Source organism: Streptomyces vulcanius, assembly GCF_042653945.1.
GTDB classification, from domain to species: domain Bacteria; phylum Actinomycetota; class Actinomycetes; order Streptomycetales; family Streptomycetaceae; genus Streptomyces; species Streptomyces mangrovi.
Window position 1 is genome coordinate 75,682 of record NZ_JBHSFK010000039.1, and the last position, 19,513, is coordinate 95,194.

Genomic DNA, 19,513 nt, shown 5'->3' on the forward strand with positions numbered 1-19,513 from the left:
GAGGCGGCATGTCGGAAGTGAAGGCTGCGGGGTGGAGGAGTTCCTCGTGCTGTCCAGCCATCTGACCGGCTTCAGCCCCGACGAACTGCGCGAGGACGGCCTGGCGTCTGAACTCCTGGCTGTGGTGCTGGAACAGGTCGGCGCCGAGACCTACCGGCGACTGGCCGCGGCGCCCGACGCACGCGATGAGGAACTCGTGTCGTTGGCGGAGGCTCTGATCCACCTCTGGTACACCGGCAGCTGGCCGGGACTGGCCGGGAGCGGTGGACCATTCGTGGTGTCGCCTCAGGCCTACGCCGGCGCTTTGGTGTGGCGGGCCATCGGTGGGCGCGCACCGGGCACCTCCGCGCCGGGTTTCGGAAGCTGGGCCGAGCCGGCAGAGGTTGGCGTCGACGGAACGGGGTGGGGGCGATGACCGAAGCGGGTCGGTACGACGTGATCGTCATCGGCGGTGGTATCGCCGGCTCACTCATGGCCCGGCAGCTGGGCGATCACGGCCGCCGTGTCCTCGTGCTGGAGGCGGGTGCCCGCGCGGCCGACCCGCAGCAGGGGCATCGCGAGGCAATGGAACGGTTCCTGGCAGCCTCGACGAAGGTGCCCGGCTCGCCCTATCTCATGCACGAGGCGACCCCGTGGCCCGAGGTCACCGATTTGACCGGACTCGACGGTGGCGGGTACCGCTCGGACGGGTATCTCGTCCAGCGCGGCACACTCCCCTATGCCAGTGGCTATGTGCGGGTCAACGGCGGCACCGGCAACATCTGGACCGGTCTCACCCCGCGCATGCTGCCCGAGGACTTCGACACCGAAGCGTTCGGCTACGGCCGCAGCTGGCCCCTGGCCTACGGGGACCTCGAACCGTACTACCGCGCGGCGGAGTACGCGATCGGGGTGTCGGCCGACGTCGACGAGCAGCGCAGCGCAGTGGACCTGCCCTTCCCCGAGGGCTATGTCTTCCCCATGCGGGCCCTGCCCCCCAGCCGCGTCGACGCAGTGATGGCCAAACGTCTGGACGGCCGCCGGGTCAGGGAGCCCGGCGGCGGGGAGCCGGTGGAGCTGCGCGTGGTGGGCACTCCACAGGGACGGAACGGCATCCCGAATCCCCGGTACGGGGGCGGCGCCGGCTTCGAGCCCATCGGTGCGTACGGGCGCCCCGGCCCGGGCGGTCGCTGCGTGGGCAGCGCGACCTGTATCCCCCACTGCCCCTCCCACGCCAAGTACACCCCCCTCAAGACTCAGGCAGGCTGGGGCCCTTCGGTCACACTCCGGGACCGGGCCGTGGTCAGCCGGATCCTCGTCGACCCCGGAGGCCGGGCCACCGGAGTCGAGTACCTGGCCTATCCACAGGCCGACGGAAGGGTCCAGGCGGGGCCGCGGGCCGTGACCAGCCGCCACACCGTGCACGCGGATGTGGTGGTGCTGGCGGCACACGCGATCGAGAACGCCAAGCTGCTGCTCCTGTCCGGCCTCGGCAACCGCAGCGGACAGGTGGGGCGCAACCTGATGGACCATCCGGTGCTGCTGACCTGGGGGCTCCTGCCCGAGCAGGTCGGTCCGTACCGGGGGCCGGGTTCCACCTCGGGTCTCGAGGGGTTCCGGGCCGGCCCTGCCCGCCGCCTGCGCGCGCCGTTCCGCATCGAGATCGGCAACTGGGGCTGGCTGTGGGCCAAGGGCCCCGTGGACACGGACGTCGTCGAGCTGACACGTGCGGCGGGACCTGACCGGCGCGGGCTACGGGGACGCGGGCTGCGGCAAGCGGTGGCCGACCGCATCGGACGGCAGTTCACGCTCCAGTTCGAGATGGAGCAGAGCGCCGACCCTGCCAACCGGGTCACTCTCGACCCCCGGCACCGCGACCGGCTCGGTGTGCCGCGCCCGGTGGTGACCTACGACCTGTCCACGCATGTGAAGGACGGCATCGCGGCGGCCAAGGCGGTGTCCGACCAGCTCTTCGCGCTGCTGGGCGCCGAGGACCACACCGCCTTCGAGGCCGCCGCCTGGCCCGGCCGGTTCGAACACCGGGGCCGGACCTACGGCTACCGGGGCGCGGGCCACGCCGCCGGCACCCACATCATGGGCGGTAGCCCGACCACGTCGGTCGTCGACCAGTGGCAGCGCTGCTGGGACCACCCCGGCCTGTACGCGGTGGGCTGCGGCAGCATGCCGTCGGTGGCGACCTCCAACCCGACCCTGACCATGGCCGCCCTCGCTCTGCGCAGCGCCGAGTGGATCGAAGCCGACCTGGCCGAACGCGACCGGCCCATCACCTTGACCGCCCCCCGAACGTTCGGAGCCGCCTCGTGACCCCACTGCCCCTGCCGCCCGTCGCGGCGCCCTACCAGTTGCCGTTCCACTACGGGGCGCTCCACAACATCGGCCTGGACTACCTCGTCGGCCCCGATCCGGTGCGCGAGGTACTGGCAAAGCACCATCCGGCCCTGACCGCGGCGGACTTCGACGGCGAGTGCCTGGTCTCGCTGAACTACCAGCTGTACTTCGCCCAGTACCAGTTCGGTGGGGGCATCACCCAGGAGATAGAAATCAATATCGTCGCCTACCCGACGGCGGCCGCGCGGCGGATCCCGCAGGTGAGCTACCAGCAGTACGCCCAGGGGTACGACCAGACCAAGCTGCTCGGCATCGCCCGTATCCACGTGCTGTGCGACAACGCGCTGGCCATCGACGCCGGACGCACGCTGTACGCGGAACCCAAGTATCCCGGCTGGTTCGAGGTGGAGATGCCCTCGCTCAACGGCCCGGACGGCGACACCTGGAACATCCACTGCCACGCCGCCGAGGCCACAGCGGACGGCGGCATCGCCCGTCGTGATGCCGAGCTATTCTCCTTCAACGCCCAACTGAGCCAGCTCACGTCTGTTCCCGCGAACAACACCCCGATCACCGGATACGGTACCGATTCCACCGGCGTCGCACTCGCCGGTCCGATGAACGTGTACCAGCCGTATCGCTGGTACGACCTCAGCGGCCCGGCGTCCGGACGCTCCCAGCTCACCGTGCACGACCCGGCCTGCGACGTCGGCCAAGACCTCGTACGCCTCATCCGCGACAAACCCGCGGCCGGGGCCTGGACATTCCAGTCACCCCCCGTCGCCGCACACAACCGCCCCTACTACCTCGCCTGACACAGGCCGGCAAGTTCCAGGGCCCGGTTGCCGGTCCGGCACCCCTGTGGTTGAGCCGGCGTTCGTACCGGTCGAGGAAGTCGGTGGCGGAGGAGACGTTGGGGCCCCCACACTCGTCGCTGGCAACGTGGACGTTGCCCGAGCCCATGCTCACCGGTCGCCGTGACCAGCCCCGACCAGGGACCGGGATGGGCGCCTGGGCCGCACCTGCGCACCGCTGACCTGACCACTCTCGACCTCAGCGGAGTGCACCGGTCACAGCACACGCAAAGGCCGCCGACCCTGGACATCGAAGACCTCAAGACCCGCTCGGACGAAACCCGTGCCGCAATGAGGGTCTCGTGGTCGTTCGTCAGACATCGACCAACGGGACCCTCACCCTTTGCGCTCGACGGGACATAGGAGTTGCTCGTCTAGGCGGGGCCGTCGGTCGTCCCCCGGGTGCCGCCTCCCGGCGCGATCAGACCGGTCTCGTAGGCGAGGACGACGGCCTGGACGCGGTCACGCAGATCCAGCTTCGACAGGATGCGGCCGATGTGGGTCTTGACCGTGGTCGGGCTGAGGAACAGACGGTCCGCCAGCTCGGCGTTGCTGAGGCCAGTGCCGAGCAGCCGGAGCACCTCGAGCTCGCGCGCGGTCAGGCCGGACAGATCGCGGTGCAGGGTGGTGGCGGGGACTTCGGTGCGCTGGGCGAAGCGTTCGATCAGTCGGCGGGTGATGGACGGGGCCAGGAGTGCGTCGCCGGACTGCACCAGGCGTACGGCGGCGACCAGATGCTCGGGGCTGACGTCCTTCAGCAGGAAGCCGCTGGCGCCGGCGGTGAGCGCGGCGTAGACGTAGTGGTCGAGGTCGTAGGTGGTCAGGATGATGACGCGGGTGCCGTCGGGGCCGGTGTCGGCGAGGATCCGCCGGGTCGCCTCGATGCCGTCCATCTCGGGCATCCGGATGTCCATGAGTACGACATCGGGCCGGGTGCGGCGGACCGCGGCGACCGCCTCGACCCCGTTGGCCGCCTCGGTCGTCACCTCGATCCCGTCGGCGGCGAGGATCAGCCCGAAGCCCGTGCGCACCAGGGCCTGGTCGTCGGCCACGACGGCGCGCAGCGGCGGCTGGGTCATGCGGACCGCCAGGGTATGCGGGCCTTGATCCGGAAGCCGCCGGCCAGTGTCGGGCCGGAGGTCAGTTCGCCCTGGTAGACCGCGAGCCGTTCGCGCAGTCCGATGAGGCCGCGGCCGTTGCCCTCCGCCGGGACCGCGTCCCGGACTCCGCCGGTGTCCATGATCTCGATCTCCAGGCAGTCCTCGGCGTAACCGATCATGACGGAGGCCTCCGCGCCGGGTGCGTGCTTGATCGTGTTGGTGAGAGCCTCCTGGACGACGCGGTACGCCGCGAGGTCCACCCCGGGCGGCAGCGGGTCCGGCGGCAGCGACACCGCCAGGCGTACGGGGGTGCCGGCGGCCCGTACCCGCTCGACCAGGGAGCCGAGCTGTCCGAGGCCCGGCTGGGGCTCGAAGCCGTCGGGGCGCTCGTGGTCGGGGACGGCGAGCAGGCCCATCACATGGCGCAGCTCGGCCATGGCTGCCCTGCCTCCTGACTCCACTGCGAGCAACGCCGTCTTCGACCGCTCGGGCGCCGCATCCATCACCTTGCGCGCCGCACCTGCCTGGATCACCATCACGCTCACATTGTGGGTCACCACGTCGTGCAGTTCGGCGGCGATCCGGGAGCGCTCCTCCGCGACGGCTCGCCGCATGGCCTCCTGCTGTGCCTGCTCCAGCTTCGTATAGCGGTCACGGCTCGCTGCCAGCTGCCGCAGCCAGAACCGGACCAGGCCCGCCAGCGCCCCACCGATCAGCAGTACGACGGCCGGACTCGACCAGCCCGGCAGGATGGGTTCCGTGTCCTCGAACGCGAGGCCGGCCAGTACGGCGGCGAGGACCATGCCGGCCATGGCACCCATCCGGTGGCGGCTGTACATGACGGCGCTGTAGGCGCCCAGGACACAGGTCAGCACATTCATCCAGGTGGCGTCGTCGACCATGACCAGCGTCGCGCCCATCACCACAGCGAAAGCGGTCAGCGGATACCGGCGCCGATACGCCAGCGGCAGCGCCGCCAGCACGACGAACGACCAGGTCATCCCCGAGCGCTCTTCCTCACGGGATACGACGCGATCAGGCAGGCCACCGCCGGGCAGCCCAGGCACCGGCGGCGGAGAGTGCACGTCCTGCTTGAACCGGACCAGCCCGCCGTCGGAGTAACGCGCCGCCACGACCAGCGCGACGACCGTCAGCACCACCGCCAGCAGCACATCGGCACGCACAGCGCGCCGCGACAGCGGGGCGGGCTTCGCATCCGGGCGCAGCACGTCGCGCAACTGCCAGCGCCAGCCGCGCCGTTCCTCCGTCTCCATCAGCACATTGTGCGGCCTGACCGCCCTGGCCCGCGTCCCCCTGTGCGCCCACGGGAACTGTCCCGCAGGTGTACGTCGCGGGGATGACCCCGCGGCCGGATCCTCCGCGCGGAGGGCCGGATGTCGGTGCCACGGCCGACGTGCCGCAGGAGCGCCCGCCCCTACGTTCGCTGAGCCGGCACCGGCATCAGCCCCTCGCGAACCCAAGGACGGACGATTCTCATGTCTCACGTGATCGAACTGGCGGGTGTGGCCAAGCGCTACGACAGCGCCGGCGCACCCGCGCTCGGACCGATCGACCTAGGCGTCGCCAAGGGCGAGGCGCTGGCTGTCACGGGCCCCTCGGGCAGCGGCAAGTCGACGCTGCTGAACCTCGTCGCCGGTCTGGACAAGCCGACCGAGGGCACGGTGACCGTGGCCGGCCAGCAGGTCGACCGGCTGAGCGAACACGGTCTGGCCAGGTTCCGCCGCGAACAGATCGGCATCGTCTTCCAGTTCTTCAATCTGCTCGACGACCTCACCGTCGCCGACAACATCCAGCTGCCCGCCCAGCTCACCGGGTCCTCGCGGAAGAAGGCCGCGGCCCGCGCCGCCGAGCTGATGGAGGTGCTGGGCATTGCCAAGCACGCCGGCGCCTATCCGGGCAGGCTCTCCGGCGGCGAACGCCAGCGGGTCGCGGTGGCCCGGGCGCTGGTCAACCGGCCCGCGCTGCTGCTTGCGGACGAGCCGACCGGCGCCCTCGACACGGCTTCGGGTCACGACGTAAGGGAGCTGCTGGTGGATCTGCACCGCGGCGGGCAGACGATCGTGCTGGTGACGCACGATCTGGCGCTGGCGGAGGCCTGCGCGAGCCGCACGATCCATCTTGTCGACGGTCATACGGCGCTCGACACCCACGCGGAGGCGGTCCGATGAGCCGCTGGGGTACAGGCCCGCTGGGCCGGGTCGTGCGCTCCGGGGTGGGCCGGCGGCGGGTGCAGACGGTGGTGATCGCCGTAGCCACGATGATGGCCGTGGCCTCGGCCGTCGTCGCCGGATCGCTCATGGTCGCGACGAACGCGCCCTTCGACCACGCCTTCGCCAAGCAGCACGGTGCGCATCTGACCGTGCAGTTCGATCCGGACAAGGTGAGCGAGGCGCAGCTCAAGGAGACTGAGCAACTGGAGGGAGTCACGGCGAGCGGCGGGCCGTATCCGTCCACGTCCTTCCAACCGGTGGATTCGGAGGGCGGGCATCTGCCGAGCCTGACCGTGGTCGGGCGGTCCGGTCCGCACGCCGACGTGGACGACCTGGACCTCAAGTCCGGGCGGTGGGCCGACAAGCCCGGCGAGATCGTGCTCTCCGCGTCGTTCACCGGCCCCTTCCTCGAGGTCGGCTCCACCCTGAAGGCGTCGGACGAAGCCGGCAGTCAGACCCTGACGGTCGTGGGTTTCGCCACCTCGGTGGCCCAGACCGCCGACGCATGGGCGGCGCCCGCGCAGGTCAGGTCTCTCACCTCGAAGGACAGCCCGGTCACGAGTCAGATGCTCTACCGGTTCGCCTCCGCCGGCTCGAAGGGGCAGATCGCCGCCGACCGCAAGGCCCTCGCTGCCGCCGTGCCGTCCGGGGCGCTGGTGGGCGCCCAGTCGTATCTGGACACCAAGCGGGCTGCCGACTCGGGTGCGCGGGCGACGATTCCGTTCCTCCTCGCGTTCGGTGTGCTGGGCATCGTGATGTCGGTGATCATCATCGGTAGTGTGGTGAGCGGCTCGGTGGGCACCAGTCTGCGCCGGATCGGCATCCTGAAGGCCGTCGGCTTCACCCCGCGTGAGGTCGTAGGCGCCTATGTGGCGCAGGCGTTGATCCCGGCCGGTGCGGGCATCGTGCTGGGGGTCGTGCTGGGCAATCTGCTCGCCGTACCGCTGCTGGAGGACACCGAGCGGGTCTACGGCACGGCCTCGCTGAGTGTGGCGTGGTGGGTGGATGTCGTGGTGCCGCTCGTGGCGCTGGCCATCGTCGGGATGGCTGCGCTGCTCCCCGCGCTGCGGGCCGGGCGGCTGCGTACGGTCGAGGCCATCGCGGTCGGCCGGGCGCCGCGGACCGGGCGCGGTCAGTGGGCGCACCGGGCGATGGGCCGGCTGCCGCTGCCACGAGCGGTGACGTACGGCCTTGCGAGCCCCTTCGCGCATCCGGTCCGTACGCTCGCGCTGCTGCTGGCGGTGGCCTTCGGCACGGTCGCGGCGACCTTCGCGGTAGGCCTGACGCAGTCCCTCAACGCGATCGGCGCGGCGTCGGACCCCGAGGAGCGCGCGGCGGTCACCGCCATCAGCGGCGCACCGGAGGGAGAGGGCGGACCGGTCAGCCGGGGCGGCGGGCCGCCTCCCGAGAGGAAGAGCGACGGGCCGTCCCAGGGGCAGACGCCCCCGAAGGCGCCGTCCGCCGATCCGGCGAAGGTCAGTGCCGCCATCAAGGCCCAGTCGGGCACAGCCTCGTACTACGGGCTGAGCCAGGCGCAGGTCAAGGTCACCGGCCTCTCCGGCGCGCTGAAGGCCAGCTTCTACCAGGGCGACACGAGTACCGGCCGGTACGAGATGATCTCCGGGCGGTGGTTCACCGCTCCGGGGGAGGCTGTCGTGCCGACGGGGTTCCTGGAGCGGACCGGTACCAGCATCGGCGACACCGTGCGGGTCACCTACCAGAAGGACACGCAGACCCTGCGGATCGTCGGCGAGGCCTTCGACACCTCCGACGACGGGTTGCACCTCAACGCGGACATGGCCACCTTCGCCAAGGCCAAGCCCCAGACCTTCCAGATCGCGGTGAAGCCGGGCCTCTCCCCCGCCGAGTACGCGAAGAATCTCACCGCGGTGGTGCAACCGCTGGGCGGCGAGGTCTTTGCCAACTCGCCCTCGGAGCAGGAGAGCATGATCCTCATCCTGGATGCGATGGCGGTGCTGCTCACCCTCATGCTGGTCTCCGTGGCGGGCCTCGGCGTGCTCAACTCCGTGGTGCTCGACACCCGCGAACGCGTCCACGACCTGGGCGTGTGCAAGGCGATCGGCATGTCTCCGCGGCAGACCCTGAGCCTCGTGCTTGCGTCGGTCGCCGGGATCGGCCTGATCGGCGGGCTGGTCGGACTGCCGCTCGGGTTCGCACTGCACGGCTATGTGCTGCCGGTGATGGGGCATACGGCGGGCACCGGTCTGCCGCCGTCGATCCTCGATGTCTACGACACGGCGCAGCTGTCGCTGCTGGGGCTGGCCGGGATCGTGATCGCCGTGCTGGGCGCGCTGCTGCCGGCGGGGTGGGCGGCGAAGGTCCGTACGGCTAAGGCGCTGCGGACGGAGTGACCCCCTGGGCCCGTCCGGAGTCGGCGGTCAGCACGGACTCGATCTCGCCGAGTTGGATGCGGAAGCGGCGCAGCTTGACCTGGTCATCCACCCGGCCGCGGACGACACGGACAGCAGCGCTGAAGGAAACCGAAGGTCCTTCAGCCTGAACCCGCAGGTCCACCGGTCTGCTTCAGGTCGGTAGATCCGTGGGTTCGGTTGGAACACGAGGGTGCTGTACAAGGCGAAGAGCTTCGGCCGTGACCTCGGCGTCGACCTGTGCCGGTGTTCTGTCGCCGTATTCGAGGACGTCGTAGTCGTCGTCCAGGTTGGCGAGTCGCTCGGCCAGAGGCAGCTCGTGCCCGAAGCGCTGGTGGATCCGGAAGGCCAGCTCGCGTGGTGTCAGTTCGCCGGCCAGCATCCGGGCGGCAAGTGCTCGCGCGGCGGCTTCCTGTCCGGCAACGCTGCCCGCTGGGTGGAAGGTGAGGCCCAGTTCGTCGAGTGCCGGTGGCAGGAGGTCGGGGACCTCGTAATCCGCCTCCGCGCGTGTGCACGCGGCCAAGATCCGCAGGGCAGGACTGTCGAGGCCCGCAACGAGTGCATCACAGGCAGCAGTGACGACGTCGGTTGCGCGGATCTCGCCCATGCTCCAGAGGACGGCATGGTCCTGTAGAGCGGTTGCTGCTGCTTCGGCCGAGGTCACTCGCTCATGATTGCCTTCATCGTGCGTCCGGTCGAGCAGGTTTCATCGAAGCTGTTGTTCAGCGGCCTGTTCCAGCAGCGCCGTGCGGAGTCCGTGTAGCGAATCGCGGTCTTCGCATCGAGTCCGAAGACCTCGGCGAGGTGGACGGGGTTGGGGCCATGGGCGAGGGCTTCTTCGAGCTGCCGGCCGACGCGGAGCTGTTCCAGGGTGGCGGCCTGGCCGCGAAGCGGTGTGGTCAGGGAGACCGCGCTGACCGGGCCGGTGCTCAAGGCGGTGAACTTGTTGATCAGCAGGTGCGGTTAGCGGTGTCGGGCCAGCGGCAGCGTCGTGGTCCAGCCACTCGCGGGCGACGTGCAGTGTCAGCGCGTCCAGAGGCCGCACCCGACCGTCGACCACGAGCTTGCGATTGCCGATGTCAAGATCGTCGAATTGGAGGCGCCGGATCGCACCGATCGCGCGGCGTGCACCCGCGGCGAGCGCGACGACCAGCCGGTCCGCCGGCTTGGCGACCGCGGCAACGGAGTTGTTGACGTGCTCGGGCTCCAGGAGTTGGAGGATGCCGTACTCGTGCTGGCCAACGCGGATGCGGCTGGTCGGATTCTCGAAGATGGTGCCGCTCTTCTTCGCTCGGCCGAAGAGCGTGATCAATGCAGATTCGCCCTCGTGGCGCGGCCTGGAAACTGGTAGATCGTCTTGTGTGACGCGAGTACAGCTGACGGACCAGGAGTGGGAGTTCATCGGGCCGTACCTGCTGATCGGCCAGTACGGCCCGTACCCCGAGCGGCTGCGGCAGCAGTTCGAGGGCGTGATCCGGCAGTTCAGGACCGGCGGACAGTGGCGGGAGATGGCGAAGGAGTTCGGCGCCTGGTCAACCGTCCTGGAGAAGGCTGCCGCCGAGGCGGAGAAAGCCAGGGCAAAGGGGGCAGCCTCGAAGAACAAAACGGGCAGGATACCGAGCCCGATCCCGAGCGGAAGGAGCGCCCACGCATCCGGCGTCGGCGAAAACCGCGGGCGAAGGCCGCTCTCCTCGGACGCTCCAGAGGCAGGCTAGTGGAGCCAGATGACGATTCCGGTCAGACCGTTCAGCACGCTTGCCACGCCGGCCCTGACCGCTGCCGCGGTGCGCTCGGGGGTGAACGAGGAAGGATCGTATGTCGAGGACATGCCGAGACCCTCGCCGCGGAATGACGCGCCGGCCCAGTCGGCCGCGGTGACGTTCTCCGTGGGCTCGGCCAGCTCCGCGCCCACCACGAGGAACTGTTGCCCGAGGTGGTTGGCAGTGACCAGCGCCAGGGGGTCGATGAGGTCGTCGCCTGCGCTGATCACGAGGTCGGGTGCCAGGTCTATGGCCTCGCTGATGCGCGGAACGAACTGGTCGGGCTTGGTGGCCGTGACGGTCTTGAGGCTGACGTGCTCCTCCTTGGCCCACTCCGTCACGGCGGCCACGAGGGTCCTGGTCGGCGGGTCGTCTCCCGTGGTGAGCAGCACCACGCGATAGCCCGGCGACGGATGGACAGCATCCCAGGAGCCGGGGCTCGGCGTGATCGTCGCCTCGGGAGCGGGCGGTGCGGAGCGGTCGACGAACCCGGCGCCGAGGGCGCCGACCGGGCTGGGCGCGGCTTGGGGTCGCGACCAGTCGTCGGGGGAACTGCATCCGCCGGCCAGTACCGCGATCGCGGCTACCGCGGCCAGGGTGCCGACGGTCCGAAGTCGCGGGCTCAAGGCGATCGTCCTCCGAGGATCCGGGGATGGGTGAGAAGGTCGCTTCTTTGTACTCGATGGGCGGCCGGTTTTCGACGCGTGGCTTGTTCTCGTCGGTATCCAGCCGTCACCTGTTCGCCCTTTGTCTGCCGCTCGTCCGCTTGCTCCGAGGAACCTGCGGTCGCCGACAGAGAGAGACGTTCATGCCGTTCCGCCCCAGACGTCGCGTTCACGCCGCCGTCGCCACGGTCATCGCCACCGCCGCCGCGGTCCTGGCCGTCATGCTGAGTGCCCTGCCCGCCGCCGCACACGGCTTCTCCTCGACCGTCTACGTCGACGTCACCTCGCCCGAGGCGGGGCACGTCCGTACCGAGCTGGGGCTGGAGTACGACCTGCTCGTCGTCTCGGCCGCCGACTACGAGAACGACGATCCGCTCTTCCGGAAGGGCGACGCGGCCTTCAAGGACGGAAACTCGGCGGCGCAGGCGGCCGCACTCGACGCGCACGTCGGCTCTGTCCTCACGTACGTGAACGAGCGCTTCCACGTCACGGCCTCGGGAAAGGCGTGCACCCCGGAGCAGGGCGGTCCCTTCGGGATCGAGCAGCGCGAGGGCGTCCCCTACGCACGCCTGGTCCTCGACTACACGTGCCCCGGGGCCACTGTGCACGAGGTGCGTGCCGGGCTGTTCCCGGACTCCGAGGGCTATGTCCGCGACAGCAAGACGATCGTCACCTACGACCTCGACATGACGTCCGGCAGCGCCGCCCTCGACGCACGGCATCCGTCGTTCTCCACGCAGCAGTCCCTGACGGAGCGGTTCTGGGAGTTCTTCCGGCTCGGAGCGGAACACCTGCTCACCGGCATCGACCACATCCTGTTCCTGCTGGCGCTCATCGCGGGGTCCCGCCGCCTGCGCGAGATCGTGCTCGCGGCGACGACGTTCACCCTCGCCCACTCCGTGACCTTCGTCCTCGCCGCGCTGGGCCTCGTACAGGTGCCCGCCTCGTTCGTCGAGCCGGTCATCGCCCTGTCGATCGCGGTCGTCGCGGGCTGGCCGCTGTGGCGGCTCTGGCGGCGCGGGTCGCACGCCACCGACCTCCGGACCGCGGGGGACGGTCGCCTCAGCCTGGACCGCGGCGGCTGGGCCCGGCTCGCGGTGGTCTTCTGCTTCGGTCTCGTGCACGGACTCGGATTCGCGGGAGCGCTGGGGATCGAACAGGCCTGGTCGTGGACGCTGCTCTGGTCGCTGCTCGTCTTCAACATAGGTATCGAGGTTGTGCAGTTGACACTCATCCTGGCCGCCTTCCCCCTGCTCGCCCTGCTGCGCCGCCGCGCACCGCTCGCGTCGCGGTGGACTACCGGGGCAATCGCGGCGGGCGTCTCGGTGATGGGTCTGGCGTGGTTCGTGCAGCGAGTATCCGGAATGTGACCATCACCGGACTTACGGATCCAGCCACTACTTAGTCCTTCCTTATTTACCTGAATCACATCAACACCCGAAACGCTCCAGACCTACCTTTTCATCCCTCTGATCCGAAACGGATGCAAAGCAGATGAAGCCCTTCAGATCGACGCAGGCCCCCGGGCTTGTGCGACGCCGTGTCACTCGCGGCGTCACCGCGGCTGCCCTGGGTGCCACCGTGGCTTTCGGCAGTGGCCTGGTGACGGTGGCTCACGCCGACGTGCCCACGACGGCCGCCACGCCCACCGGCATCGTCCTCGGTGTCGGCGCCACCGAGTCCCAGCGCGTCGTGAGCTGGTACTCCTCGGCAGGAACCGCGCAGGTCGTGCAGGCCGTTCCGACGGCCAGGCTGGTCAACGGCAAGTTCCCCGCGGACGCGACCAGCTACCCGGCCACGGTCACCGCGAACAGCGTCAACGGCGGCTTCAACGGCCATGTGACGATCGACGGACTGCAGCAGAGCACCTCGTACTCCTACCGCGTGGGCACCGCCGGAGCCTGGTCTCCGACGTACTCCTTCAAGACCCGGGGCGCCGACGGCAACTTCGACTTCCTGTTCTTCGGCGACCCGCAGATCGGCGCGTCCGGCGACGTGGCGAAGGACGGAGCCGGCTGGGCGGACACCATGAAGGTCGCCCTCGGCGCGAACCCCCACGCCGAGCTGCTGGTCTCCGGCGGTGACCAGGTCGAGAGCGCCAACACCGAGTCGCAGTGGAACGCGTTCCTCGCGCCCGACCAGCTGCGCCAGTACCCGTGGGCCGCCACCATCGGCAACCACGACGTCGGCGGCAAGGCGTACGAGCAGCACTTCTGGACCCCGAACACCGACCGGTCCGCGCCGTTCTACAAGAAGGACGCGAAGACCGAGTCCGGCGGTGACTACTGGTACACCTACAAGGGTGTCCTGTTCATCGACCTCAACAGCAACGCCTACGCCAACGGCGCCGACGCCGCGCACATCTCCTACATCTCCAAGGTCGTCCAGGAGCAGGGCGCCAAGGCCAAGTACACGGTTCTCGTGTACCACCACTCGATCTACTCTCCGGCCGACCACGCGAACGACAGCGACAACCAGCAGCGCCGGCAGGACTTCCCGACCGCCTTCTCGAACCTCGGCGTCGACCTGGTCCTGCAGGGACACGACCACAGCTACAGCCGCAGCTATGTGATCAAGAACGGGAAGAAGGCGAACCCGGACGAGCAGCCCGGTGCCGCCCACGTGGAACAGGGTCCGGGCGGCGTCATCTACGTGACGGGCAACTCCGCTTCGGGTTCGAAGTACTACGACCTCACCGCCCCGGACACGACGCAGGACCCGAACTACGGACCGGACCCGCTGAACCCCAGCAACCACTGGGCCAACTCGGTGGAGAACCAGGAGCACGTCCGCACCTACGTCAAGGTCGAGGTGCGCAACAACAGGCTCGTCGTCGAGAACGTCCGCAGCGGCACCTGCGCCGCCCCCAATACCGCGGTGGAGACGGGCAAGGTGTCGTGGTGCGGCCCGGACAGCGGCGCCGGCGCCGCTCAGCCGGTCGGCTCCCTCGTCGACAGCGTGGTGGTCGAGCCGTACAGCGACAAGGACTCCCAGAAGCTGTCCACGGCCGGCCTGGGTGATGACGCCTGGACAGCCAGCAAGGGCGGCAACGGTGACGGCGGGGAGACGCTGACGCTCACCTCTCTGAGCTGATCGGTATCCGCTCGAATCCGGTGGGGTGGGCGTCCGTCGGTGCCCACCCCACCGGTGCGTGTTCCCTCCCGTTCCCACAGTGTCCGAGGACCATGAGATGCGCCTGTCCACACCATGTACGACCACGGCCCGCCAAGCCCTCTCCAGGGCCGCTGTCGTGGTGCTGCTCGCCGTGCTCGGCCTCACCGGGGTGTGGTCCGGACCCGCTGCCGCCGCCGACGACGTCCCCTGGGGGGTCAGCACGGCGTCCAACAGCTACGGATCCCACCGGCAGAACTACGGCTACACCGTCAACCCTGGCGGCAAGGTCGAGGACGGTCTCGTGGTCGTCAACCACGGCACCACGCCACTCGACCTGGCCGTGTACGCCGCCGACGCGTTCACCAACGACGCGGGGCGGCTCGACCTCCGTACCAAGGACACGGCGTCGACGGATGTGGGCACGTGGGTCCACGCGGACCGGAGCCGCTTGAGGCTCCAGCCGGGCCAGTCCGTCGAGGTGCCGTTGACGATCACCGTGCCGGACGACGCCACGCCCGGCGACCACATGGGCGGCATCGTCACCTCGCTGACGCGGACCGACGAGGCGAAGGGGATCGACGTGGACCGGCGCCTCGCCATCCGGATCCATCTGCGCGTGGGCGGCGACGTCAGGCCGAGCCTGTCGGTCGAGGACCTCAAGGTGCACTACTCGGGCACGTCCGATCCGTTCGGGAAGGGTGACGCCACCGTCACCTACACGATCCACAACACGGGCAACAGCATCCTCGCGGCCCGCCAGTCGGCATCCGTATCCGGCCCCTTCGGCCGCTGGCAGGCGCGTTCGGGCCAGGTCGACGACTCGCCCCACCTGCTCCCCGGCGAGACCTGGAAGGTCATCGTGCCGGTCCACGGAGTGACTCCCGCTCTCCAGTTGACCGGCACAGTCACCCTCGTCCCGCTGCTCACGGACGCGGCGAACTCCATCAGCCCGCTCACCGCCGTCGAGTCCACGACGCACACCTGGACCACTCCCTGGGCGCTGCTGACCCTCCTCGTCCTCATCCTCGTCGTGTGGGGACTCGTCGCCGTGGTCCTCGCTTCCCGGCGCCGCCGGCGTCGAGCCGGGCTCCGCGAGGACGCCGGCGTCCAGGAGGCTGTCCGGCAGGCGTCTCCTGAACGGCAGACCTCGGACCAGTAGCCGTCAGCACCGCGGCGACGGCTGCGGCGGGGTCTTCGTCGACGTTGCCCGCGGCCTCGCCGCGGTCACCCTCGTACGGCGCGTTCATGCCCGAGCAGGTACAGCTGCCCGAAAGCGTCCGCGACGTCGACGACCAGGCGGAGGAGGCCGCGCTCGGAGCCGTCGCGGTCCGACAGCACCGTGACCGCGTCGAGGTCCCTCCCGGACGGCCTGGAGGTACGCGACAGCGGCGAGGATCTCGTCCGGGGGCAGGCCAGCCGCCGTCACGAGCCTGCCGTCCTTCCATCACTGAGCATGTCGTGGGCCGCCCGGGCCCGGCCACAGGGGGCACACGTCGATCCCGGGGGTCGAGACTGGTGAGGTCGCATGTTGATGCGTCGCGTATTCGTCAGCAGAGGCGGGTTCTTGTCCTGAGGGTGTGACAGACCGTGACCTCTGGAAGGAAGCCTTGCCTCCGCTGTTCGACCTCGCATCGTGACCGCGAGTTTCCACTTATTCAAGGTAGAGAGCTGCCAAGCGTGGCAGTCGGCGAGTCATTTCGGCTCGGTCGTCGAAGTCGAAGTCCCAAGCGAGGTCCAGCTCCGGGTATCGGATGGTGAACGCGTCGTCAGGGAGTTGCTTGCCGGTCGCCGTGACGTGTGCGTTCCAGACGATGCTCAGCGTCTCCTCACAATCGAGATCGATTCCGTCGGCCGCTGAAGCTCGCACGACGGGCACTATTGCGAGGGCATCGGGGTCGGCGACTATGCGCTCGAAGACCTCGCGCCCCTGCGCGATCAACCAACCGCGGAAGTAGTCGAAGCCGTCGTCGGAGCATCCGCCGTTGATCACGTAGGCAGCGGCCCACAGAGGATTCGTGTAGGAGTCGGCCATCAGGTCCCACAACACCTGCTGAGCGGCAACGATCTCCTCGGCCGGGTGCGTGGCCAGCAGCGCGGTTGTCCGGCGGGCAACCGCTTCTCCGTCGTTCGGGTTGGACGCTTGGTTGCGGGCTGTCTCAATGAGCTGCCAGAACTGCTGTTTGTTCATGGCGGCAGAGCATGCCACCTGGTACTGACACCGCGCCGGTCCCGGGAGGTTGGCTCGCCAGAGTCACCCACGTCGCCCCGGTCAGCGTGTGTGGTCGCCGGGGGCATATCGGCTCCAGGTTCCGCCGGATTCGGTGACGAATCGGGTGGCGGTCTTGTCGTGGTAACCGAGCGCCTTGGCGACGACGGGGCCGGGGCCTGGAGGGCGAGCTGGTGAATCGCGAAGGCCCTGCCGCACTGTGGAGGGACACCGATCTCTCGCAGGTGGGCTTGGAGCCGGTCGGGTCCATCGGCTGTCCGGGCTGGCGGCCAGGGAAGAGCCAGCGGGAGCTTCGCTGCTCGCGTAGGGCAGGGGCTGGCTGCATTGAATGTAGGCCCGCATCAGGCCGACGGCGGGCTTTGGGAGCGGGGACGGCGGGTCTCCCAGACGGACGGTGACCTTCGTCTGGGAGACCCGTCGTCCATGACGTCTTCGAGGGTGAGCCGGACGATGCGGGTGACCGGTTGCGCGTAGAGGAGAACGAGGGCGGCAGCGGTCCGGGTCCGTAGCGGCAGGGAGTCGTTGTTGAGGACCCGCCGGAACATGGCGAGCCGACGGTGCTGGTGCGGTGGTGTCGGGTCCTGGTTGACGACCTGCGGTGAAAACGTCAGGCGGGGCATGCGCACCCTCGGCTGGCTCATGAACCACCGCCGGGGCAGTAGTCGCGGACCACTGTGCAGGCGCCTGACGCCGACGTGATCCGGGCCGCGATGCCCGGCCCGCCGTCCGGCGGTGCAGCGGCGGACCGGATCGCCGAGGCGGTCCCCAAGGGCCGGCGCTCCCCGCTCTCGGCACTGGCGAAGCAGACCGCTGCGGCGTGACGCCGACGCGCCCGGTTCGTTGAACGGGTCTGCGGAGCAAGGGACAAGCCTCCGCGGACGGCCAGGCCCCGGAGGCTTCGTCGTCTCCCCCCTCGATGCTGGGTCGCGTGCGCGAAGGCTGGGAGCCGCTCGTCCAGGGTCAGCAGGAGCCGGTCCGGGCTGTAGGGGCTGGCCGCGTCCAGGATGCCGGTCCGCGTGAGAGCCTGGCTGGGAGGCAGATCCAGCCGGCGGGCCAGGCGCAGGACGAGCCCGGGCAGCCCTTCACCCAGGAGCGGGGCCAGGGCTCGGGGCAGCGGTTCGAGCGGTCGTGGCATGGGCGGTTCATCCCCTTGCGCCGACGGGGCAGCGGTCGTCGAAGACGGTGTTCTGGCGTGGGTTGCGGGAGCCGGCCGGGCCGAGGAGGACGAACCGGAAATCGGCGGGGCTTCGCCAGCTTGCAGGTCACGGTCGGGGTCGTCGAGGCTGAGGATGATCTCATCGAGGAGGTTCTCGTCGAGCAGTTCCCTGCCGCTGTCCATGGCCTCCTGGCAGCCGTCCTCGATGAGGCGCTCCAGCAGGCCGACGACGCCGTCGGTACGGCGCATGAGGTATTCGGGCATGGTGCCGCCCGTGATCGCTCACGAGCTGGTCTGGGCTTTCGACTGGCGAGTCGGTCTTCGCGGAGACGTACAGAAGCCCCTCGATGCCGGGGGCGAGTCGCACGAACACGCCGAACGGGACGATCTTCGTGACAGTCCCGTTGAGGACATGACCTGTTTGATCAGCGAACCGCACGAGGGGGTCCTCCAGGAGAGCCTTCAAGGAGATCGTGACCTGGCCACTACGCGTCTCAGAGATGATCACCTCGCCGGTGATCCGCTGGCCGGGCCTCGACCGCATCTCAGGGGTGATTGATCCGGGACCACGTCAAGTCGGACACGCGGATGAACCGAGTACAGAGCCCGTCGGACTCGCCGTCGAGTTGGACGAAGACCCCGAAGTTGTGAACTCCCGACACGGTCCCGGAGACGATCTCAGGCTGAATGGCCACCAGGAAAGCGCGTAGCTCTGGGTTCTCGCAGGCACGGGCCGAGAGGTTCAGCTGCCCTCGCCAGCGTCCGATCTCCTCGGCTTCGATCTGCTGGCCGACCGTGAAGATCTCGGACGGATGGTCGGCGCGGCGGATCGACCCTTCGTGCCGGGGAATGCGGCCGACTGTGTTGTCCTCCTCGCCCGACTCCCCGAGGAGGACAAGGACGTCTGTTCCGTCGAACGGTGCACGTACGCTGTCCGAGTCCAGGCGACACTGGTTGCGTGATTATCGAACGCGCGTATGCCCATCTCTCCTCGTACGACGAGGAAACCTGGCCTTGGTCGGTGCCCTGCGTCCGACAGCTGCTCAACGAAGGGCTGCGGTTCACCGCACCGGTGACCTTTCTGGTCGGTGAGAACGGCTCGGGGAAGTCGACCCTGGTCGAGGCGTTGGCGGAGGGGTTCGGCCTGGACTCCTACGGCGGCTCCCATGACTGGCGCTACGCTTCCTCGCGCGGCAAGTCGACCCTCGGCGAGCGTATGAAATTCGACGCCGCCTCGGGGCGCGGGCGCCGTATGGCCACCAGTTGGTCAGCTCGCAAGGGCTTCTTCCTGCGTGCCGAGACCGCGCTGGACGCCCTGGACAGGGAGGGGTTCTCGCCGGACCATGTCAGCCATGGTGAGGGCTTTCTCGCGGCGTTCCGCGGGAAGTTCCTGCACGCCGGGCTCTATGTTCTCGACGAGCCGGAGGCAGCGCTCTCCTTCTCCTCGTGCCTCGAACTGATCGGGCACATCGACCGGTTGGCCAAGGAGGGCGGCCAGGTCATCTGTGCCACGCACTCCCCGTTGCTGACCGCACTGCCGGGCGCGGACATCATCGAGGTCGGTGAGCACGGTATGCGGAGGGTCGCCTGGCGGGAGCTCGGCGTCGTGGATCACTGGCGCCGCTATCTCGCCGACCCGCACACCTATCTGCGGCACATCGTCGAACCGTAGGCGGTCCCCCTCAGCC

General features: G+C 69.4%; 19 protein-coding genes and 2 pseudogenes. 11 read left to right on the forward strand and 10 right to left on the reverse strand.

Features of this window, described 5'->3' with window-relative positions:
* The first annotated feature begins 31 nt into the window (after window positions 1-31).
* The 3 genes from ACFPIH_RS42390 to ACFPIH_RS42400 are packed head-to-tail and all read left to right on the forward strand — an operon-like array spanning window position 32 to window position 3,143.
* Window positions 32-415 carry a hypothetical protein gene (locus ACFPIH_RS42390; protein ID WP_381183397.1) on the forward strand — a complete coding sequence of 128 codons (384 nt, stop codon included), beginning with the start codon at window positions 32-34 and terminating at the stop codon, window positions 413-415.
* Complete coding sequence (locus tag ACFPIH_RS42395) at window positions 412-2,304, forward strand: GMC family oxidoreductase (RefSeq protein ID WP_381183399.1); 1,893 nt, start codon at window positions 412-414, stop codon at window positions 2,302-2,304. The genes ACFPIH_RS42390 and ACFPIH_RS42395 overlap by 4 nt, the downstream gene beginning before the upstream one ends.
* Window positions 2,301-3,143 carry a hypothetical protein gene (locus ACFPIH_RS42400; protein ID WP_381183402.1) on the forward strand — a complete coding sequence of 281 codons (843 nt, stop codon included), beginning with the start codon at window positions 2,301-2,303 and terminating at the stop codon, window positions 3,141-3,143. Before ACFPIH_RS42395 ends, ACFPIH_RS42400 begins: the two co-directional genes overlap by 4 nt.
* Window positions 3,144-3,556: 413 nt before the next feature.
* On the opposite strand, the gene ACFPIH_RS42405 is transcribed toward ACFPIH_RS42400, so the two are convergent.
* Both ACFPIH_RS42405 and ACFPIH_RS42410 read right to left on the reverse strand, forming a co-directional pair.
* A complete protein-coding gene (locus ACFPIH_RS42405; protein WP_381183405.1) occupies window positions 3,557-4,261 on the reverse strand; it encodes a response regulator in 705 nt (234 codons plus the stop codon).
* A complete protein-coding gene (locus ACFPIH_RS42410; RefSeq protein ID WP_381183408.1) occupies window positions 4,258-5,556 on the reverse strand; it encodes a sensor histidine kinase in 1,299 nt (432 codons plus the stop codon). Before ACFPIH_RS42410 ends, ACFPIH_RS42405 begins: the two co-directional genes overlap by 4 nt.
* A gap of 222 nt (window positions 5,557-5,778) precedes the next feature.
* Here ACFPIH_RS42410 and ACFPIH_RS42415 point away from each other — a divergent pair, with 222 nt between their 5' ends.
* Window positions 5,779-6,471, forward strand: coding sequence for an ABC transporter ATP-binding protein (locus tag ACFPIH_RS42415; protein ID WP_381183411.1), 693 nt, complete (start codon window positions 5,779-5,781; stop codon window positions 6,469-6,471).
* Window positions 6,468-8,885, forward strand: coding sequence for an ABC transporter permease (locus tag ACFPIH_RS42420; RefSeq protein ID WP_381183414.1), 2,418 nt, complete (start codon window positions 6,468-6,470; stop codon window positions 8,883-8,885). Before ACFPIH_RS42415 ends, ACFPIH_RS42420 begins: the two co-directional genes overlap by 4 nt.
* Window positions 8,886-9,057: 172 nt before the next feature.
* On the opposite strand, the gene ACFPIH_RS42425 is transcribed toward ACFPIH_RS42420, so the two are convergent.
* Together ACFPIH_RS42425 and ACFPIH_RS42430 are read right to left on the reverse strand one after the other, a co-directional pair.
* On the reverse strand, window positions 9,058-9,567 hold the full coding sequence (locus ACFPIH_RS42425; protein WP_381183417.1) for a hypothetical protein: 510 nt from the start codon (window positions 9,565-9,567) through the stop codon (window positions 9,058-9,060).
* Window positions 9,564-9,836, reverse strand: a complete 273-nt coding sequence (locus ACFPIH_RS42430) for a hypothetical protein (protein WP_381183420.1) — start codon at window positions 9,834-9,836, stop codon at window positions 9,564-9,566. Before ACFPIH_RS42430 ends, ACFPIH_RS42425 begins: the two co-directional genes overlap by 4 nt.
* Window positions 9,837-9,894: 58 nt before the next feature.
* Here ACFPIH_RS42430 and ACFPIH_RS42435 point away from each other — a divergent pair, with 58 nt between their 5' ends.
* The gene (locus tag ACFPIH_RS42435; protein WP_381183423.1) at window positions 9,895-10,254 is read left to right on the forward strand and encodes a hypothetical protein; all 360 of its coding nucleotides are present in this window, start codon (window positions 9,895-9,897) and stop codon (window positions 10,252-10,254) included.
* A 10-nt stretch (window positions 10,255-10,264) separates the two neighbouring features.
* A pseudogene (locus ACFPIH_RS42440) lies at window positions 10,265-10,617 on the forward strand (transposase); the annotation flags it as partial.
* On the opposite strand, the gene ACFPIH_RS42445 reads toward ACFPIH_RS42440, so the two are convergent.
* Window positions 10,615-11,289, reverse strand: coding sequence for a type 1 periplasmic-binding domain-containing protein (locus ACFPIH_RS42445; protein ID WP_381183426.1), 675 nt, complete (start codon window positions 11,287-11,289; stop codon window positions 10,615-10,617). The pseudogene ACFPIH_RS42440 and the gene ACFPIH_RS42445 sit on opposite strands and share 3 nt — an antisense overlap.
* Window positions 11,290-11,471: 182 nt before the next feature.
* Between ACFPIH_RS42445 and ACFPIH_RS42450 the strand changes: the two genes are divergently transcribed.
* The 3 genes from ACFPIH_RS42450 to ACFPIH_RS42460 all read left to right on the forward strand — a co-directional run bounded on the left by ACFPIH_RS42450 (window position 11,472) and on the right by ACFPIH_RS42460 (window position 15,601).
* Entirely contained in the window at window positions 11,472-12,698 is a 1,227-nt protein-coding gene (locus ACFPIH_RS42450) for a HupE/UreJ family protein (RefSeq protein ID WP_381183429.1), read from the forward strand.
* A 124-nt stretch (window positions 12,699-12,822) separates the two neighbouring features.
* Window positions 12,823-14,421, forward strand: a complete 1,599-nt coding sequence (locus tag ACFPIH_RS42455) for a purple acid phosphatase family protein (protein ID WP_381183432.1) — start codon at window positions 12,823-12,825, stop codon at window positions 14,419-14,421.
* 97 nt (window positions 14,422-14,518) lie between these two features.
* Window positions 14,519-15,601, forward strand: coding sequence for a WxL protein peptidoglycan domain-containing protein (locus tag ACFPIH_RS42460; RefSeq protein ID WP_381183435.1), 1,083 nt, complete (start codon window positions 14,519-14,521; stop codon window positions 15,599-15,601).
* A gap of 492 nt (window positions 15,602-16,093) precedes the next feature.
* On the opposite strand, the gene ACFPIH_RS42465 is transcribed toward ACFPIH_RS42460, so the two are convergent.
* The 5 genes and pseudogenes from ACFPIH_RS42465 to ACFPIH_RS42485 all read right to left on the reverse strand — a co-directional run bounded on the left by ACFPIH_RS42465 (window position 16,094) and on the right by ACFPIH_RS42485 (window position 18,520).
* A complete protein-coding gene (locus tag ACFPIH_RS42465) occupies window positions 16,094-16,630 on the reverse strand; it encodes a DUF4240 domain-containing protein (RefSeq protein WP_381183438.1) in 537 nt (178 codons plus the stop codon).
* 380 nt (window positions 16,631-17,010) lie between these two features.
* Window positions 17,011-17,310: a hypothetical protein gene (locus ACFPIH_RS42470; RefSeq protein WP_381183440.1), complete on the reverse strand. Its 300-nt coding sequence runs from the start codon at window positions 17,308-17,310 to the stop codon at window positions 17,011-17,013.
* Window positions 17,307-18,089, reverse strand: coding sequence for a hypothetical protein (locus tag ACFPIH_RS42475; RefSeq protein ID WP_381183443.1), 783 nt, complete (start codon window positions 18,087-18,089; stop codon window positions 17,307-17,309). The genes ACFPIH_RS42470 and ACFPIH_RS42475 overlap by 4 nt, the downstream gene beginning before the upstream one ends.
* Window positions 18,090-18,168: 79 nt before the next feature.
* Window positions 18,169-18,369 (reverse strand): annotated as a pseudogene (locus ACFPIH_RS42480) (S1 RNA-binding domain-containing protein); the annotation flags it as partial.
* A gap of 1 nt (window position 18,370) precedes the next feature.
* Window positions 18,371-18,520 carry a S1 RNA-binding domain-containing protein gene (locus ACFPIH_RS42485; RefSeq protein WP_381183446.1) on the reverse strand — a complete coding sequence of 50 codons (150 nt, stop codon included), beginning with the start codon at window positions 18,518-18,520 and terminating at the stop codon, window positions 18,371-18,373.
* A gap of 263 nt (window positions 18,521-18,783) precedes the next feature.
* Between ACFPIH_RS42485 and ACFPIH_RS42490 the strand changes: the two genes are divergently transcribed.
* Window positions 18,784-19,497, forward strand: a complete 714-nt coding sequence (locus tag ACFPIH_RS42490) for an AAA family ATPase (protein ID WP_381183448.1) — start codon at window positions 18,784-18,786, stop codon at window positions 19,495-19,497.
* Window positions 19,498-19,513: the final 16 nt, after the last annotated feature.

Coding starts and splice junctions, on each gene's coding strand:
- ACFPIH_RS42395 (WP_381183399.1), top strand. CDS start 412: ATGACCGAAGCGGGTCGGTACGACGTGATCGTCATCGGCGGTGGTATC.
- ACFPIH_RS42405 (WP_381183405.1), bottom strand. CDS start 4,261: ATGACCCAGCCGCCGCTGCGCGCCGTCGTGGCCGACGACCAGGCCCTG.
- ACFPIH_RS42410 (WP_381183408.1), bottom strand. CDS start 5,556: ATGGAGACGGAGGAACGGCGCGGCTGGCGCTGGCAGTTGCGCGACGTG.
- ACFPIH_RS42415 (WP_381183411.1), top strand. CDS start 5,779: ATGTCTCACGTGATCGAACTGGCGGGTGTGGCCAAGCGCTACGACAGC.
- ACFPIH_RS42420 (WP_381183414.1), top strand. CDS start 6,468: ATGAGCCGCTGGGGTACAGGCCCGCTGGGCCGGGTCGTGCGCTCCGGG.
- ACFPIH_RS42450 (WP_381183429.1), top strand. CDS start 11,472: ATGCCGTTCCGCCCCAGACGTCGCGTTCACGCCGCCGTCGCCACGGTC.
- ACFPIH_RS42455 (WP_381183432.1), top strand. CDS start 12,823: ATGAAGCCCTTCAGATCGACGCAGGCCCCCGGGCTTGTGCGACGCCGT.
- ACFPIH_RS42460 (WP_381183435.1), top strand. CDS start 14,519: ATGCGCCTGTCCACACCATGTACGACCACGGCCCGCCAAGCCCTCTCC.
- ACFPIH_RS42465 (WP_381183438.1), bottom strand. CDS start 16,630: ATGAACAAACAGCAGTTCTGGCAGCTCATTGAGACAGCCCGCAACCAA.
- ACFPIH_RS42470 (WP_381183440.1), bottom strand. CDS start 17,310: ATGAGCCAGCCGAGGGTGCGCATGCCCCGCCTGACGTTTTCACCGCAG.
- ACFPIH_RS42475 (WP_381183443.1), bottom strand. CDS start 18,089: ATGCCCGAATACCTCATGCGCCGTACCGACGGCGTCGTCGGCCTGCTG.